Raw genomic sequence first — 15,698 nt, 5'->3', positions numbered from 1 at the left:
CGTTCTGCTCGGAGACCCACGGCGACGCTTAGAGCCGGATGATGCCGATTCTTTCAGATGTTCCGGGTCAAGCGCGGGTCAGGAGGCAATGCGACGTCCGCCAAGCTTCCCTTACTGCGTCTCTTGGCCGTCGAGCTGGCAAAAAAACCAAGCCAAGCTCGCGAGCAGTGGAACCATTGATTGCCGGGAAACATTTGAACTGCGCCGCCCTCAAAGGTGCTTGGGAGTTCATGATGAAACGCTACGCATATGCTTGGATTACCATCGCTTTCTTCCTTATCTCAATTGCCGGACACTGGATCTTTGGCTGGTACGCCTTTGTTGGAGAAGCGGCCCAGCATGGTCAGCAACCAGACTTTTCGGATTTTGCGGTGCAGATCGGGAGGGACACCTTTGAAAACTGGCAATCGGAATTCCTGCAACTGCTGTGGCAGGTCGTCGGCCTCGCATATTTTCTTTATGTTGGATCGCCCAGTTCGAAGGAAAACGACGACCGCATGGAAGCAAAAATCGACGAATTGCTGAAGCTGAATGCCGGAGCGAAAGCAGACGCTCTGATCGCGGAACTGGACGCTCGCTATCTGCGCGAACATGGACATGCGAAGCCGCACGCGCACGTGTCGAGCTGACACCACAGCCTGTGGATGGTCGCGCGGTTCTTTGGAATTTGCCAGCAGAAGGTTTGCATTGATCTGGGACGATGCCGCAACGATTGCGATCTGGCACCGTTTGAGCGAGCTTCGTGAGGAGCTGCCGAACGCTCGATGTAATTCTGGCCAATCGCTTTTCCTGGTCTTGGTACAGATGCTGGGCCGGGTGCGCTCAGTGCATGGAGAGTTTGCCCCTCACCCTAACCCTCTCCCCGCTCGCGGGGAGAGGGGACGACTGAGCAAGAATGAGCTTCTTCGCCTTGACGGGAGCTATTCAGCGAAGCGTGATGAGGGGGAGTTTGCAAGCTTGCGCGATCGTTCCCTCGCCCCGCGAGCGGGGAGAGGGTTAGGGTGAGGGGCAAAATTCTCAGCGAATCCAAATTTTCGAATGAGGCTAGGATTGGCGCCTAAGTAACGGTCCGCTCTGTTACCCATCTATCTGGTTCGGACAGTAAGGGGCAGACCCTGGTCCAAACGGGCATATAAGTGCAGAAACTGCGGCGCTCCAGGTTTATCGGAACGCCGGATGGTTCAAGCCGATGGCTTGGTGTTCGCGTCCTGGTTCCGGAACGCCGCCTCTCCGGCGTCCGAAACCTCAACCCACTTCTTGTCGGGTGCGGCACCCTCGACGTAGCTGTCGTGCCAGTTCCACCACTTGTAGGTCGGGGTCTGGGGATAGCCCTCGGGCGAGTCCTCCCAGACCTCCTGCCGGCCGAGCGGGGTGATGTCGAGATAGTTCCAGGTGCCCCCCATCTGCTCGTCGCCGCGGTTGTTGATGAAGTAGGTGCGGAACACGCGGTCGCCGTCACGGTAGAACACGTTCGTGCCGTGCCACTCGTCGACGCCGAAGTCGGAGTCGAAGCTATCCGTTATGGTGAACCACGGAATATCCCAGCCCATCTGCGCCTTCAGCCGCGCGATGTCGGCCTGGGGTGCGCGCGAGACGAAGACGAGGGTAGTGTCGCGGGCATTCAGATGGGCGAGGTGGGCGACCTGGTCGGCCACCATGGAGCAGCCCCGGCAGGCATGTTCGGGCCAGCCGAACACGCCCGGCTCGTAGAAGGCGCGGTAGACGATCAGCTGATGCCGACCATCGAACAGGTCGAGCAGGCTGACTTTGCCCTGAGGGCCCTCGAAGGCATAATCCTTCTCCACGGCCATCCACGGCATTCGCCGGCGCTCAGCCGCCAAGGCGTCACGGGCGCGGGTCATGGCCTTTTCCTTCACGAGCAGTTGCTCACGGGCCGCCTCCCACGCCTTCGGCGACACGACGGGTGGTGTGTGCATGGCGGACTGTCCGCCTTTACTTCCGTTCTCGGTTGATGCGGTCATGGCTTTCAAACCTCCTGATCCAGGCGAATTGCGGCGCCCGCTGGCTCACATGCCAGTCCATTCGCCGCTCATCGCTCGCTGTTGACCGTGAGACAGTTTGGCACCGGAAATCGAAGGGTGCGAGTAACAAGTGTGGCGGTATTCTGCATGGTTCATGAGGGGACGCATGCAGTTGGTCGAAAATCGGACATTCCGGCCGGTCGCGATAATCAATTTTCAGCGGGCCAGTCAGGCAGCAGGGTAATGCCAAATTTCGGCGAAGCCGTCCTGAGGCGGTCAAGTTCCTCGGGCGTCGGTGGCCCGACCACTTCGCCCCGCCGATGTTCACGGCCAGTTTCCTCCAGGAATTTGTCGAAGAGCGCCGGCGTATCAATGATGATATAGCGTGCCGGCCGGCCGCTCATATTCATCAGTTGATGCGGCACCCCGCGCTCGAGAAAGATGCTTTGACCTGCGGTCAACCGATGGCCCTCTCCATTGACCACAACGGTCAATTCACCCTCAACGATGTAGACGGCCTCATCGTCCTTGGCGTGAACGTGGATCGGCGTCTTGGTGTTTCCGCCGCTGAAGTTTTCGAAGAGGCAGAACTGGCCGTTTGTCTGCTCTCCGGACAGAAGCCGCTTCATGATCACGCCGACCAGGACGAACTCTGTCGTTTCCATGCTGCTCATAGTAATCATCCTTGGTTGAATTTCGAGGTTTCTCTCGACCTAGAGCAGTTCGGCTTCGATGGAAGTGCAAAACCGCTTCTTTCCTTCTGTTTTGCCGGCTCGGTCGCTCCAGGCGGGAGCGCTTGCTGGCCCATGACCGCGACCGTGGCTGGCGAGCGGGATGGTCGTGTTAATTGCATTTGCCGTATCGGTTCTCTCATCAGGCCTGTCGGCCACCTTCTTCTCGAGGAGAGAAGGGGAGTTCGCCGGTATCGGCGGCGCTGAACGTCCTGGCGGCAAGCTCGATGAAAGCCTTGACGAGCGGCGAAAGATGCTGGCTGCTCGGGTAGAGGACATAGAGGCCGCCTGCGGGCGTCGTGTAGGCCTCGAGGACGCGGTTGAGCTTCCCGTCCCTGATGGACGCCTCCGCCATCCTGTGGGGCAGTTGCGCGATGCCGTAGCCTGCAATCGCAGCCGCGCTCACCGCCAGCATTTCATTGGCGGCGAAGCGGCCGGCAACCGTTATCGTTTCCTGGCCATGCGGCCCCTCCAGGACCCAGTGGGCGGCGGTGGTCGAGGGGCCGGCGATGACGCAATGGTGGCGGGCGAGTTCGGCCGGCTCCTGCGGAACGCCGTGCTGGGCGAGATAGTCCGGGCTCGCGCAGAGGATCCTATGCGTGGAGGCGAGCTTGCGGGCAATCAGCGTGGAGTCCGAGAGGATGCCGGTGCGGAAGGCGAGGTCGATCCCGTCCTCGACCAGATTGACCTGGTCGTCCGTCAGGCGCAGTTCGACCCTGGCTTTCGAATGCGTCGCCAGAAAGTCGAACACCGTTCGGGTCAGGAAATAACTGCCGAAGCCGACCGGAGCTGAAATGCGAATTGTGCCTGAAGGCTCCGCTCTTGCTTCCGCGAGCCGCAGGTTGGCATCCTCGATTGTCCGGAGCGCCTGGCTGCTCTGCTCGTAGTAGAGACGCCCCGCGTCCGTCATGTTGAGGCTGCGGGTCGTGCGCTGCAACAGACGGACCCCGACCTCACGCTCAAGTGCGGCAATGCGGCGGCTGACCGTCGTCTTCGGCATGCCGAGCAGGCGGGCGGCGGCGGTGAAACTGCCGGCTTCGATGACACGGGCGAATATCAGGATATCGTTCAGATCAAGCATTGTATCCACGTTTGGGACGATGTTTCCCAATTATAGGCCATTATGGACCAATATGGCAGGCCCTAACTTTGTTTCATCCGAAACAGAAAGGAGCGGACACATGACCACCAAACGAAGCGTTCTGGTTATCGGCGCGACCGGCCAGCAGGGGGGCGCGGTTGCGCAGGCACTGCTGGCCAGGGGACATCACGTCAAGGCGCTGACCCGCAAGCCGGACAGCGAAGCCGCACGGCGGCTGGCGTCTTCGGCCGTCGATGTCGTGGCCGGCGATCTCGATGACGCGGCCTCCGTACGAAGTGCCGCAAGCGGCGTCGACACCATGTTTCTGATGGGCAACAGCTACGAGCGCGGAACGGAGGAGGAGACCCGCCAGGGCATTCTTGCGGCCGATGCGGCTAAGGCTGCCGGCGTCGGGCATCTGATCTATTCGTCCGTCGGCGATGCCGACAAGAAGACAGGCATTCCGCATTTCGAGAGCAAGTATCTCGTCGAGAAGCATGTCGCCGGACTCGGCATTCCCTACACGATCAGCGCGCCGGTCGCCTTCATGGAGAATATCGTGGCACCTTGGTCGATTGCCGGGCTGCGCCAGGGTATACACGCCTTCGCACTGCCGCCCAAACGCGTCGTGCAGCTGGTATCCCTGATGGATATCGGGGCTTTCGTCGCCGCACTCGCGGAACGGCGCGAGCAGGTGTTCGGCAAGCGCTTCGATTTCGCAGGCGACGAATTGACCGGCGAGGAGCAGGCGAAAATCCTGTCGCAGGTCCTCGGCCGCCCGATCACCTATCAGGAAATCCCGATCGCCGTGATGCGCCAGCAAAGCGAGGATGCCGCGCTCATGTTCGAATGGTTCGACCGCGTCGGCTACGATGCCGACATCGCTGCATTGAGGAGAGATTTTCCGGAGGTGCGTTGGCACAGGTTCGCCGACTGGGCACGCGAGTTCGACTGGAGTGTTCTCGAGGCGTGAGCTTTTGGGGTGGAATCCCTTCTCCCCAGCGGGGAGAAGGTGGCCCGAAGGGTCGGATGAGGGGTCTCGCCGCACGGCATTGTCCTCGCTTGCGCTGCGGACGCTCGTCGCTTTGCTCCTCGACCCCCTCATCGCCTCGCGCTGCTCGGCACTTCTCCCCGCTGGGGAGAAGGGGGGTTCGCTGCGGCACTCGAATTTTCATCCGCAACTGTCGGATTCGATGAAAGTTTTGCCCCTCACCCTAGCCCTCTCCCCGCAGGCGGGGCGAGGGGACAACGGCAGGTTGGGGCTATGAACTCACCGTCGCGTGACTCCCTTCGCTGCTGCCTTTGAAGAGACTGCTCCGGGCAGGTTAGCGGATTACTTGCCCGTGGAGCCTCGCCCGGGCCGGCGGACGGCGCGGACCTTGCCGCTCTCTCCGCCGCCGCAGAAGAAGCAATCGCCGCCATTGGCTTCGAGCCCCGACACGCCCATGCCGGCCGGCATCTCGATCTTCTCCAGGACCGTTCCCGTTTCGGGATCGACCCGGCGCACTTCGCTCTCGTCACCTTCCCAGGTGCCGTGCCAGAGTTCGCCATCGGTCCAGGTCACGCCTGTGACAACGCGGTTGGATTCGATGGTGCGGAGGATCGCCCCCGTCTCGGGATCGATCTGATGGATCTTGCGGCCGCGATGCTGGCCCACCCAGAGCGTTCCTTCGGCCCATGCGAGCCCCGAGTCACCGCCGTTGCCGGGCGCGGGGATCGTGGCGAGCACGCGGCCGGTCTTCGGATCGATCTTGTAAATGCGATCCTCGGCGATCTGAAACAGGTGCTGACCGTCGAAGGCCGTCCCGGCATGCGCGGCGGCATCGAACGAGTGCACCATATTGCCGTTTTCCGGATCGAAGGCGTTGAGCTTGTCTCCGGAGGCAAACCAGACATGCTGGCCGTCGAAGGTGACGCCATGCACGCTGTTGGCTCCCGGAAAGGGTCCATATTCGCGGAGGATTTCGGCTTTGGATCGTTTCATGTCTTCATCCTGGAGCATTGTGCCATCAAGCGGAATCATTGGCGCATGTCCCTTGCGCCTTCGTCTGAATATACTCTAGTCGCTCGGCAGCGGACGGGGGAGTAACAAGATTGTCGGGAATCCCGGCACCGGCGGGGTCATCCAGCGACGCGCCCGCCCGCGGCCGAAGGACTGCACCTTGCCTGCCTCCGCAAGCACCTCGAGGGCACGCTGCACGGTGCGCGGGCTGGCGCCAAGCGCGATCGCGAGCGCTGAGCTCGACCACGCCTCGCCATCGGCAAGGAAGGCGAGCACCGCCGCATGCGGCTCGTCGACAGACGGCGCCAGCACGACGACCGCGCCTGCGTGGCGCGGCGCCAGCGCAAAGCCCCGCTTCGTCGCCTTCACGTCCGCCAGCGCCTTAAGCTCGGTACGAAGCCGACCGATTTCGACCCTGAGCCGGGCGCGATGCGATTCATCGGCGTGCTTTGCCCGGAAGGCGCGTGCGAGCAGCGTGCCCCTCGGCACGTCCGCCGGCCAGGCCTCGGCGAGCGCGCGTGCGAGCGCGAGCAAGACCGGGCGTGTCGCAAGCGAGACCACCGTCTTCTCATGTCGCACGACATGGCGGCATGCATCCACGACGAGCGCGCCCGAGGCCAGCAGCGCCTCGACTTCATCGAGCAGGAGAGGGCGCTCCTCACCGCGTGCGATCAGGCGCGCTGCGGGCGTGGCCAGCACGAGGGATGCGCTTTCGACCTCGGCCGTCAGAGCAGGAATGTCCGCTTCGCGCGCGGCGTTTCCCGCCCGCGCGAGTGCGGCGCGCGCTGCCTCGATCTGCAGGCGGCGGATGGCGATACCCGCCATTACCAGCTCGTGGGCCGCCCTCGAGGCGGGCGGGAGCGGCGTCGGGTCGAAGGCTGCGAGCCTGCGTTCGGCCTCGTCGATGCGGCCGATCAGCAGCAGGCGCCGTGCCTCGAGATTGCGGGCATGCGCGGCGTTGATCCGGTCGCCATGGGCTTCGAGCGTCGCCCGGGCCGCATCGAGCGCCTTTGCAGGCCAGGTGAGATCGCGCGAGACAAGCGCGATCTCGGCCTCGGCGACGACACATCGGGCGCGCGCCACCGCCTCTTTCGGCCGGAAGGCGCGCGCGGCACTCTTGAGGAGAGCCTTTGCCCGAACGAGCTCGCCGAGCTGCGCCATCGCAATGCCCCGGAGTGCCAATGCAGGCGCGTCGTCACGCAGGGCGACCCGCTTCAATGCGCCGAGCGGATCACCCGTCGCCAGCGCATGCGCGGCTGCGATGATCAGCGAGTCCATCCGAATCCCGTCAAACTTGTAACTCCCATCTCCTCGATATCCGGCCCTAGTCTATTCGCAACAGCCAAGCAACAGGCCGTGCCGATGGTACGACGACGAATAGCCAAAGGAGAAGAGCAATGACAGGACACATGACCGGAACACGTAAGGAGTGGCTGGCAGCGCGGCTCGATCTGCTTGATGCGGAGAAGGAGCTGACGCGGCAGAGCGACGAGCTCGCCAGGCGGCGCCAGGAACTGCCCTGGGTCCGAATCGACAAGGAATATCGGTTCGAGACGGATGAAGGAAGCGCCTCGCTGGCGGATCTTTTCAAAGGACGCTCGCAGCTCCTTGTCTACCACTTCATGTTCGGCCCCGACTATACGGCCGGGTGCCCGTCCTGCTCTTCGATCGCGGATGGGTTCAACGGCTTCGTCGTCCACCTCGAAAACCATGACGTCGCCTTCTCGGCGGTGTCGCGTGCGCCGCTCGCAAAGCTGCAGGCGTTCAAACGGCGCATGGACTGGACCTTCCCTTGGGCGTCCTCGTTCGGCAGCGATTTCAACCAAGACTTCAGCGTCTTGTTCACGGAAGAACAGCAGCGCGAGGGAAGCATAGAATACAATTTCCGCCGTGAGGCGCCGGCACCCGAGCCGCTCGCAGGCAAGACCGTCGAGGGATGGGAGGCGCGCGATGGGGAGGGCCCGGTCGCCCAGATCGCGGCCATGACCGGAACCAACGTCGCCACATATACGCGCGACAGGCCGGGCATGAGCGCGTTCGCGCTCGAGGACGGCGTGGTCTACCACACCTATTCCAGCTATTCGCGCGGCCTGGACGGGCTCTGGGGCATGTATCAATGGCTCGACCGTGCTCCCAAAGGGCGCAACGAGAACGGTATCTGGTGGCGTCACCACGACAGGTACGGGCAGGCCTGACATGTCGATGTCCGTCCTTCCCGATCGCCCGAGCGAGAGCGCTGCCCTCGGCTTCTCCGGCTGGCTGTCCCTTGCTGCCGCGCCGACATTCGCGATCATGGCGCTGCTTTCGGCGGCAGGCGGCAGTGCCGACATGATCTGCTCGGCCATGCACGAGGGCATGCAGGAGGGTTTGCCGTTCAGCGGAATGGTGCCGATGTACGTGCTGATGAGCGTCTTCCACTGCACACCCTGGCTGAAGCTTCTCTCAGCCCGACGAAACGGCATCCGCCGGTCCTGATCCGGCGTTCGCCAGACCCTTGTTGCAGGCGGGCCTGCGCCTACATGCAGGCGATAGCAACCATAGGAGAGACCGATGCAAGAGGCCCTTGTCGTCCGTCGCGAGACGCATATCCCGGCGCCGCCCGCCGCCGTATTCGCGCTCCTGACCGACCCGGAGAAGATCCTGCGCTGGATGGGAACGGAGGCTGAGACCGAGCCGCAGCCCGGAGGGCTCTATCTCGTCAACGTCACCGGCGCCCGCTATGCGCGCGGCTCCTTTCGCGAGGTGGTGCCGGTCCATCGCCTGGCCTACAGCTTCGGCTGGGACGGCAGCGAGGTGGTGCCGCCGGGATCGAGCCTGGTGGAGATCGACCTGGTCGAGCAGCCGGACGGAACACTGCTGCGCCTGACGCACACCGGCCTGCCCACCGCCGAGCAATGCGCCGGCCATGCGGAGGGCTGGGCTCATTACCTCGACCGGCTGGTCGCGGTGGCGAGCGGGCGCGACCCGGGGCCGGATTCATTTCATGGCAGGGCGTGAGTGCGGCGGTGAAGCAATGTCCTGGTGAAGGACGACGGAGGGTGCGACTCCCCCTTCGCCCCGCCTGCGGGGAGAAGGTCCCCGAAGGGGGGATGAGGGGCTGTCGCGGCACTCGAATTTTGATCCGCAACTATCGGATTTTCTGAGAGTTTTTGCCCCTCACCCTAGCCCTCTCCCCGCAAGCGGGGCGAGGGGATGAACGCAGGTGGCGGCGGTGGTTTCGCCGCACGGCACTGTCCTTCGCTTGCGCTCAGGACGCTCGTCGCTTTGCTCCTCGCCCCCCTCATCGCCTCGCGCTGCTCGGCACTTCTCTCCGCGGGGGAGAAGGGGGATTCGCTGCGATCTTCGCCCTACTTTCTGCCCGTAAACGAGGCGAGGAGATGATCGCCGCATGGATGACAGCCTGCGGCGGTCGTGGCATGATCGCGGCATGGATCTGCCCGCCCCCTTCGCATGGCTGGTCGACGAAGCCGGCGCTGCGCCCAATCCGGAATGGTTCCTGGCCGAGCTCGGCGGTCGGCTGCTTGCTGATGGTCTGCCGCTTGCCGGTGGAGCCCTGACGCTCGCGGTCCCGCATCCGATTATCGCACGGCGCACCTGGCTATGGCGGGCGGAGACCGGGGCGGTGATCGAGGCGCTGGGCTTTGCCGGCGGGCCGCTCAACCAGGCTGGGCGCGACTGGTTGGCTGGCCTTGGCCCGGTGCAGGAAGATACGGCTCCGGCCAATCAAACATCAGGGCAGGCGTCGGACAGCCCGGTGCTGGGTTGGGCGGGGACGCGGCCGTTCAGCGCCGCCGAGGCCGGCCGGTTACGCCAAGTCGCACGCTTTGCCGCTGCTCCTCTGGCATCACTCGCCGCGCGGGCGGCAATGGCCGCATTGCTGGAGGCCTATCTCGGCCGGCGCAGTGCCGCCCGGGTGCAGGCCGGGTCGCTTAGCCGCGGCAGCGGGGAGACCATCCGCGCGGCGTTGCTCTGCGCCGATCTGCGCGATTTCACCGCGCTCTCCGAGGTGACTGAACCGGCGGTGATGATTGCCGCGCTCGACGCCTGGTTCGACCGCGTGACAGGCGCGGTGCACGCTTTCGGAGGTGAGGTGCTGAAATACATGGGCGACGGCGTGCTGGCGATTTTCCCCGTTACAGGTGCGCCGGGCGAGGCCTGTGAGGCGGCGCTGCGCGCGGTCGTCGCCGTCCGCGCCGGCATGGCCCATCTCGATGCCGTGCGGCAGGCGCAGGGCCTGCCGCCACTGCCCTTCGGCGCGGCATTGCATTTCGGCGAGATATTATGGGGCAATATCGGCGCGGCCGACCGGCTGGACTTCACCGCCATCGGCCCCGCGGTCAATCTCGTCAGCAGGCTCGAAGGGCTGTGCAAGGTGCTTGGCCGCAATGTGCTCATCTCGGGCGCGGTGGCAGGCCAGACGACAACGGCTTTGACCCCGCTCGGCCAGCACCCGTTGCGCGGCATCGCCGATCCCTGCGCTGTCTTCACTCTGCCAGAGGATTGAGCCCGCCAACTGCAATTTAGAGTGATTCAGCTTTTTATGGAATCGCGGAACCGCTCTAACCTTTTGTTTTTACGCAATTCCGGACGGAAAACCGCGTTCCGCACTTTTCCTGGAATTGCTCTAGCCGCAAAAAAAGGCCCCTCCCGGGGGGGCTGGGAGGGGCTTGAGAGGGGCCAGTTCGGGGAAACGGCCCACGGGAGGATGTAGTCCGACCATAGCAATGCACTCCCAACCCGCCTATTGGTCGAGAGGAAAGGTCGGACACCAATAAGGAAGGGGTGACCTATACGCGGGTCTAAGTGCTTTTATCCGGACCTAAGAATCTTGCGACTTTCGCGCTGCCAGCTCTAGTTTGTCCGCCATGCGGGCGAGTTCGGGTAGGGATTTGGCGCGCATCTTCTGCATGACCTGGCTGCGGTGAACCTTCGCAGTAATTTCGCTCACGCCGAGATCGGCAGCGATCTGCTTGTTCAGTCGTCCAGCCACCACCAAAGCCATTACCTCGCGCTCCCGCGGGGTTAAGCTATCGAAACGCGCTCGCAACGTCGCCAATGCCTTTTGATTCTCAAGCCACACGCGGTCGTGCGCCAGGCCGACGTGCACTGCGTCGAGCAGATCCTGATCGCGAAACGGTTTCGTCAAAAACTCGATGGCGCCCCCTTTCATCGCCTGGACGGACATGGGAATGTCGCCATGCCCGGTGATGAAGACGATCGGGAGTCGGAAGTTTTCCCGCGACAATTCGCGCTGAAAATCAAGACCGCTTTGTCCTGGCAGCCGGACATCAAGCACGAGGCAGGTCGGTCCGTCTGGCCGCCCGGACTTGAGAAAGTCGCGCACCGAAGCGAGAAGGTTCACGTCAAAGCCGACAGATCGCAGCAGGCTGCCCAGCGCCTCCCGGATCGCCGGATCGTCGTCGATCACAATGACGGTTTCTCGCAACTCGGTCATCGTCGGCGCCTCGCAAGGGAAACCGAATCTCGCAGACATACACTGTCTGCACCCGCTGCGGCAGCACGGGAGGAAGCCCTACGAGCAGAGCGCCAATGACGCGATGAGACCATTCGTCCCCTTCGCCTGTATCGACAACAATTTCCTGGAAGATCAGAATGCGCCCTAATTACCTCAGTCACAAGGCAAATTGCGAGGCGATCAGGCTGCGCGAGAACGCTGTGCCTCGCTGGGGGCGGCGGCGAGAGCAGTGCAAGCAGGGCTCAAACGCTCGTGACCCCATGGTGCAATCTAAGCTATACCATCGTATAGCTTCGACCGCCTTTGTCGCCCTCCCATGCTGATGTATCTTAGCGTGTGCTCGACAGCGCTAGAATTCTGCAAAACGCTTGTCGCGAGTTTTGGAGGCGGCAGTGCCAACCAAGAAGCCTCTGATTGCGATCGTTGATGACGACGAGTCGATGCGCGAGGCTATCAAGGGACTCATGAGGTCACTGGGATTTGACACCGAGACCTTTTCATCCGCGGATGATTTTTTGAGATTCCCCAACCTCCGCAACACGACCTGTCTGGTGTCGGACATCCACATGCCCGGAATGAGCGGGATTGATCTTCACCGGCGGCTCGTGGCATTGGGCCAGGCCATTCCGACAGTTCTGATCACTGCATATTCGGATGAGAATGGGCGCGCACGGGGGTTGGGCACTGACATCGTCTGCTTCCTGACGAAGCCATTTGACGAGCAGGATCTGCTTGATTGCATCCGTAGCGCCGTGTCGCGCGGTAGCGACGGCAAAAGCGGATCATGACGGCTGCTCGGAGGCCGTGCCAACTCCTGCAGGTCTGCGACTTTGCCCCCGCCCACTACAGCGCCGTGCGTCTTTTCAGACGCACAAAGATCGCCTGTAGCACTTTGAACAGCTTTGTTGTTTTTTATGCATGTCGTTACCGCAAAACCGCTGCACACTTTTGCGCGACATGCATTATCTTAGACGATTGCCTTTTGGCCGGCAGGCTCGCCGGGAGCGCTCCCGTCCCGTTCTGGGGGCAGGGTGAACTGAAAAACAGCGCCCCGAGACTCATTCGCGCTTGCCCACAGCCGGCCGCCATGCGTTTCGATGATCAACCGGCAGATGGCCAGACCCATACCCAGGCCCTCTGCTTTCGTCGTGTAAAACGCCTCGAAGACCCGCTCCGCATTTTGTGGCTCCAGCCCGACGCCAGAGTCTTGCACGGCGACCTGCACCGCCCCGGATGCGTCGGTCTCGGACCTTATCAGCAGCTCACGCGGCCGGTCCGTCACGTTCTTCATGGCATCGATGCCGTTCATCACCAGGTTCAGGACCACCTGCTGCAACTGTACCCGGTCGCCCGCTACAGGCGGAAGGTCGTGCGCCAGATCGGTCCTCACCTGGATCCGGTGACGGCGTACCTCACTATGGACGAGAGCGACTGTATCTTCGATCAGGCCGTTCAGGTCCACTTGCGCCGTGACGGTTGCCGTCTTCTTAAGGAGCGTTCGCACCCGCCCGATGACCTCGCTGGCCCGATGTCCATCCCGGACGATGCGCCCTAGTGTCTCCCGCACCTCTTCGAGGTTCGGGGGCTGGCCGGCGAGCCAGCGCAGGGCCGCGTTGGCGTTGGTGACCATGGCGGCCAGCGGTTGGTTAACCTCATGGGCGATGGAGGAGGTCAGCGCGCCCATCGTCATTACGCGCGTGACATGCGCAAGCTCGGCCTGTGCCCTCTGCAGCGCCTCCTCGGCCCGCTTGCGGTCTTCAATGTCGACGACGAACCCGTACCATTTAAGAATGTTTCCGCGCTCGTCGCGCAGCGGCACGGCATTTTCGAACAACCAGCGATATTCGCCGTCAGTCGCGCGACGCATCCGCACCTCGACGTCGAACGGCTTGCCGGTGGCCAGGGAGGCATTCCACTTGCTGAGATATTGTTCACGATCTTCAGGATGAAACGGCGCTTCGGCTTCCCAGCTCCATCCCATTGTTTCGTCCAGGGACAAACCTGTGAACTCCTGCCAACGCCGATTGATGAAATCGACATGGCCGTCGGGCAACGCGGTCCACACCATCGCCGGGACTGTCTCGATGACCTCGCGAAGCTCTTCTTCACTCCGCTGGGCAGCCTCTTCAGCGCGCTTGCGCTCGGTGACGTCCTCGCACACGATCAGGACGACGGGTCGCTTCTTGATTGTCATTGCTCGGGCCGTCTCGCGGACCCAGAGCATCGAGCCGTCCTTGCGAATCTTGCGCAGCTCCCAGCTTATGGCTTGGCCGAGATGATCGAGGCAGGCGGCCGCATGCCGCTGGACGGCCTCTCGGTCCGCCTCGTAAAAGATGTCCTGTACGGGACGGCCGATCAGTTCGTCGGCGGTGTAGCCAAGTTGCTCGGCCCCAAAGGGATTCACAGACAGGATGATGCCAGTCGCATCGACCATGAAGTACATCGTCGGATTGTTCTCGAAGACGGCTCTCCATTGCTCTTCGCTGTCCCGCAACGCCTCTTCCGCGCGTTTGCGCTCGGTAACGTCCTGTATCGTACCGAACATGCTGCATGACGGGCCCGGTGCATCCCTTGTCAGATCGCCTTGACTGTGGACAATGCGCTGCTCGCCGTCAGGCCGGATGATCCGAAACTCCAGGTCGTAGCGCGATTCTCCACGTATGGCTTCGGCAGCAGCCTGGCTCCAGATCGACCGATCCTGCGGGTGTATCCGCTCAATCGCTTGAGCAAGACTAACCGTGCCTTCACGCGGCGCGAGCCCAAAGATGCGGTAGGTCTCGTCTGACCAGGCAAGACGGCCTGTGGCCAGGTCACGTTCCCAATAGCCGACGTGGGCGACGCGTTGAGCTTCCTCCAGGCAGGCCTCGCTCCGACGCAGACCGTCCAATGTCTCCTTGAGGCGCGACGTCATGAGAGTGAACGCCTGGGCAAGCAAGCCGATTTCATCGTTTCGCCGAACCTCGGGCAGGTCTCGCCATTCTCCCTTTGCGATTGCGTGCGCCGCCTGCGTCAGGGCCGTCAGCGGCCGCAACGTACGTGCGACCAACCAGAGTCCGAGGAGCACGAAGGCAGCAACGATAACTGTGCCGATGCCCATCGCAAGATATGCCGCTCGATATACGGGCCCCAGGAAATCCGAAGCTGGCACCGCCGAGATGATGGTCCACTTAAGTGCGCCTGGCGCTTCAGAGCGGTTAACGGCAGCATAGATCCTGCCGCTCTTGGGGTCATCGAAGGAAAAGACCCGCGGCGCAGTCGAGGACGACCCGACAATGTCAGCCTGCTGACCGAGATGGCGAGCCGTCTCGCGAACGATGGGATCGGCAGCCTCCGACGCCTGCAGGCGCAGATGCTCGCCATTGGCGCCGATCGCGACAGGTGAGACTCCGCCCGAGGCTGCCACCAAATGTCCGGTGGCATCGATGATGAAAGTTCGCCCGTGCCTACCCAGTTCGAGCCCCTGTAAGGATCTGGAAAGCTGAGTGAGGATAAGGTCGATCCCACACACCCCGATGAAGTCGCCATCCTTGGTGAAGACGGGGGCGGCGAGCGTGACGCCCAAGATCGGCTCGACTGAACCGAGATAGGGCTCGGTCCAGTACGGCTTGCCCGTGTCCTTCGCGTTGGCGTACCAGAGCTTCTGGCGTGAATCGAAGGCTTTTTCCGACTTCCGCAATGGACCGACCCGCCCCGCCGGCAACGCTTCGAACTCGCGCACGACGCCAGCGCGAAATTCATCGGTCATCAAAAAAACGGTGCTTGCGTCTTCCAATCGCCCCACCGAAACGATCCCGCCAGCCTTATTGCCGAAAAACAGCCAGTCGACATCGGGTTCATTGGCCAGCAATGCATAAAGCTCCCCTGCGACCGCATGTGGATCGTCAAGCGGCACATCGTGCCGGACAAGATCATCGGCCATGCGGGATACCGCTCTGTCAGCGCCCCGCACCAAATGACCCACGTCTCGATGCACAGCTTGCGTCACTTCTGCGATCAGGCGTTCGGACATGATCGAGACAATGACGGTTCCCATCCAAATTCCGAGACCGATGAGCACAAGGCTTAGAACGAGAACGACGGCGGCAACAGGGATAATTAAGCGGTGCCGCACCATGATTGCCGAGTTCCCCCCAGATAACCAGCCGATTATTCTATGTTGCTTATATTGCTCCCATGGATGAGCACCGGCAAGGCGAGATGTTGAGGCGAGGCGGCGCAGGGCACAGAACAGGACATAGGTGAGATTCAGGCTAAGCTATTGTTTTCATGCACGTCGGTGCCGCAAAACCGCTGCACACTTTTGCGCGGCATGCATCTTGTTTATGCATGTCGTTATCGCAAAAACCGCTGCACACTTTTGCGCGACATGCACTGAAGAATTGGAGCGCCGTGCGTCCGATAAGACGCGCGGCGCCGCAGCTGCATC

Annotated in this window: 14 protein-coding genes; 7 read left to right on the top strand and 7 right to left on the bottom strand. The window is 62.5% G+C overall.

Annotation, left to right across the window (positions count from 1 at the left end):
- The first annotated feature begins 230 nt into the window (after positions 1-230).
- On the top strand, positions 231-629 hold the full coding sequence (locus AAE029_RS29140; protein WP_371076404.1) for a DUF6766 family protein: 399 nt from the start codon (positions 231-233) through the stop codon (positions 627-629).
- A 552-nt stretch (positions 630-1,181) separates the two neighbouring features.
- Here the strand turns inward: AAE029_RS29140 and AAE029_RS29135 are convergent.
- From AAE029_RS29135 to AAE029_RS29125, 3 genes are all read right to left on the bottom strand, one after another.
- Positions 1,182-1,982, bottom strand: a complete 801-nt coding sequence (locus AAE029_RS29135) for a DUF899 domain-containing protein (protein ID WP_371076403.1) — start codon at positions 1,980-1,982, stop codon at positions 1,182-1,184.
- Positions 1,983-2,191: 209 nt separating this feature from the next.
- Entirely contained in the window at positions 2,192-2,656 is a 465-nt protein-coding gene (locus AAE029_RS29130; RefSeq protein WP_371076402.1) for a cupin domain-containing protein, read from the bottom strand.
- Positions 2,657-2,855: 199 nt separating this feature from the next.
- Positions 2,856-3,794 (bottom strand): LysR substrate-binding domain-containing protein, encoded by a 939-nt coding sequence (locus tag AAE029_RS29125; RefSeq protein WP_371076401.1) that lies wholly within the window; start codon positions 3,792-3,794, stop codon positions 2,856-2,858.
- Positions 3,795-3,894: 100 nt separating this feature from the next.
- Here AAE029_RS29125 and AAE029_RS29120 point away from each other — a divergent pair, with 100 nt between their 5' ends.
- Positions 3,895-4,767, top strand: coding sequence for an NmrA/HSCARG family protein (locus AAE029_RS29120; protein WP_371076400.1), 873 nt, complete (start codon positions 3,895-3,897; stop codon positions 4,765-4,767).
- Positions 4,768-5,127: 360 nt separating this feature from the next.
- Here AAE029_RS29120 and AAE029_RS29115 read toward each other — a convergent pair whose 3' ends face one another.
- Both AAE029_RS29115 and AAE029_RS29110 read right to left on the bottom strand, forming a co-directional pair.
- Positions 5,128-5,778 (bottom strand): DUF5074 domain-containing protein, encoded by a 651-nt coding sequence (locus AAE029_RS29115; RefSeq protein ID WP_371076399.1) that lies wholly within the window; start codon positions 5,776-5,778, stop codon positions 5,128-5,130.
- Positions 5,779-5,853: 75 nt separating this feature from the next.
- On the bottom strand, positions 5,854-7,074 hold the full coding sequence (locus AAE029_RS29110; RefSeq protein ID WP_371076398.1) for a helix-turn-helix domain-containing protein: 1,221 nt from the start codon (positions 7,072-7,074) through the stop codon (positions 5,854-5,856).
- A 119-nt stretch (positions 7,075-7,193) separates the two neighbouring features.
- On the opposite strand from AAE029_RS29110, the gene AAE029_RS29105 reads away from it, so the two are divergent.
- From AAE029_RS29105 to AAE029_RS29090, 4 genes are all read left to right on the top strand, one after another.
- The gene (locus AAE029_RS29105; protein WP_371076397.1) at positions 7,194-7,991 is read left to right on the top strand and encodes a DUF899 domain-containing protein; all 798 of its coding nucleotides are present in this window, start codon (positions 7,194-7,196) and stop codon (positions 7,989-7,991) included.
- 1 nt (position 7,992) lies between these two features.
- The gene (locus tag AAE029_RS29100; RefSeq protein WP_371076396.1) at positions 7,993-8,271 is read left to right on the top strand and encodes a hypothetical protein; all 279 of its coding nucleotides are present in this window, start codon (positions 7,993-7,995) and stop codon (positions 8,269-8,271) included.
- A gap of 75 nt (positions 8,272-8,346) precedes the next feature.
- Positions 8,347-8,793 (top strand): SRPBCC domain-containing protein, encoded by a 447-nt coding sequence (locus tag AAE029_RS29095; RefSeq protein ID WP_371076395.1) that lies wholly within the window; start codon positions 8,347-8,349, stop codon positions 8,791-8,793.
- Between the two features lie 430 nt (positions 8,794-9,223).
- Positions 9,224-10,300, top strand: coding sequence for an adenylate/guanylate cyclase domain-containing protein (locus AAE029_RS29090; protein WP_371076507.1), 1,077 nt, complete (start codon positions 9,224-9,226; stop codon positions 10,298-10,300).
- A 315-nt stretch (positions 10,301-10,615) separates the two neighbouring features.
- On the opposite strand, the gene AAE029_RS29085 is transcribed toward AAE029_RS29090, so the two are convergent.
- On the bottom strand, positions 10,616-11,251 hold the full coding sequence (locus tag AAE029_RS29085; RefSeq protein ID WP_371076394.1) for a response regulator transcription factor: 636 nt from the start codon (positions 11,249-11,251) through the stop codon (positions 10,616-10,618).
- A gap of 413 nt (positions 11,252-11,664) precedes the next feature.
- On the opposite strand from AAE029_RS29085, the gene AAE029_RS29080 reads away from it, so the two are divergent.
- Positions 11,665-12,060 carry a response regulator transcription factor gene (locus AAE029_RS29080; RefSeq protein WP_371076393.1) on the top strand — a complete coding sequence of 132 codons (396 nt, stop codon included), beginning with the start codon at positions 11,665-11,667 and terminating at the stop codon, positions 12,058-12,060.
- Positions 12,061-12,239: 179 nt separating this feature from the next.
- Here AAE029_RS29080 and AAE029_RS29075 read toward each other — a convergent pair whose 3' ends face one another.
- Entirely contained in the window at positions 12,240-15,386 is a 3,147-nt protein-coding gene (locus AAE029_RS29075; protein ID WP_371076392.1) for a PAS domain S-box protein, read from the bottom strand.
- Positions 15,387-15,698 lie beyond the last annotated feature (312 nt).

The organism is Sinorhizobium sp. CB7, from assembly GCF_041357635.1.
In the GTDB taxonomy this organism is placed as follows: domain Bacteria; phylum Pseudomonadota; class Alphaproteobacteria; order Rhizobiales; family Rhizobiaceae; genus Rhizobium.
Note: the sequence above shows the minus strand (reverse complement) of the source record. Positions and strands in the feature narration are given on the sequence as shown.

Excerpts from the sequence above, each read along its gene's own strand:
- AAE029_RS29125 (WP_371076401.1), bottom strand. The coding sequence starts at position 3,794 with ATGCTTGATCTGAACGATATCCTGATATTCGCCCGTGTCATCGAAGCC.
- AAE029_RS29090 (WP_371076507.1), top strand. The coding sequence starts at position 9,224 with ATGGATCTGCCCGCCCCCTTCGCATGGCTGGTCGACGAAGCCGGCGCT.
- AAE029_RS29120 (WP_371076400.1), top strand. The coding sequence starts at position 3,895 with ATGACCACCAAACGAAGCGTTCTGGTTATCGGCGCGACCGGCCAGCAG.
- AAE029_RS29110 (WP_371076398.1), bottom strand. The coding sequence starts at position 7,074 with ATGGACTCGCTGATCATCGCAGCCGCGCATGCGCTGGCGACGGGTGAT.
- AAE029_RS29140 (WP_371076404.1), top strand. The coding sequence starts at position 231 with ATGATGAAACGCTACGCATATGCTTGGATTACCATCGCTTTCTTCCTT.
- AAE029_RS29115 (WP_371076399.1), bottom strand. The coding sequence starts at position 5,778 with ATGAAACGATCCAAAGCCGAAATCCTCCGCGAATATGGACCCTTTCCG.
- AAE029_RS29135 (WP_371076403.1), bottom strand. The coding sequence starts at position 1,982 with ATGACCGCATCAACCGAGAACGGAAGTAAAGGCGGACAGTCCGCCATG.
- AAE029_RS29085 (WP_371076394.1), bottom strand. The coding sequence starts at position 11,251 with ATGACCGAGTTGCGAGAAACCGTCATTGTGATCGACGACGATCCGGCG.
- AAE029_RS29075 (WP_371076392.1), bottom strand. The coding sequence starts at position 15,386 with ATGGTGCGGCACCGCTTAATTATCCCTGTTGCCGCCGTCGTTCTCGTT.
- AAE029_RS29105 (WP_371076397.1), top strand. The coding sequence starts at position 7,194 with ATGACAGGACACATGACCGGAACACGTAAGGAGTGGCTGGCAGCGCGG.
- AAE029_RS29095 (WP_371076395.1), top strand. The coding sequence starts at position 8,347 with ATGCAAGAGGCCCTTGTCGTCCGTCGCGAGACGCATATCCCGGCGCCG.
- AAE029_RS29100 (WP_371076396.1), top strand. The coding sequence starts at position 7,993 with ATGTCGATGTCCGTCCTTCCCGATCGCCCGAGCGAGAGCGCTGCCCTC.
- AAE029_RS29130 (WP_371076402.1), bottom strand. The coding sequence starts at position 2,656 with ATGAGCAGCATGGAAACGACAGAGTTCGTCCTGGTCGGCGTGATCATG.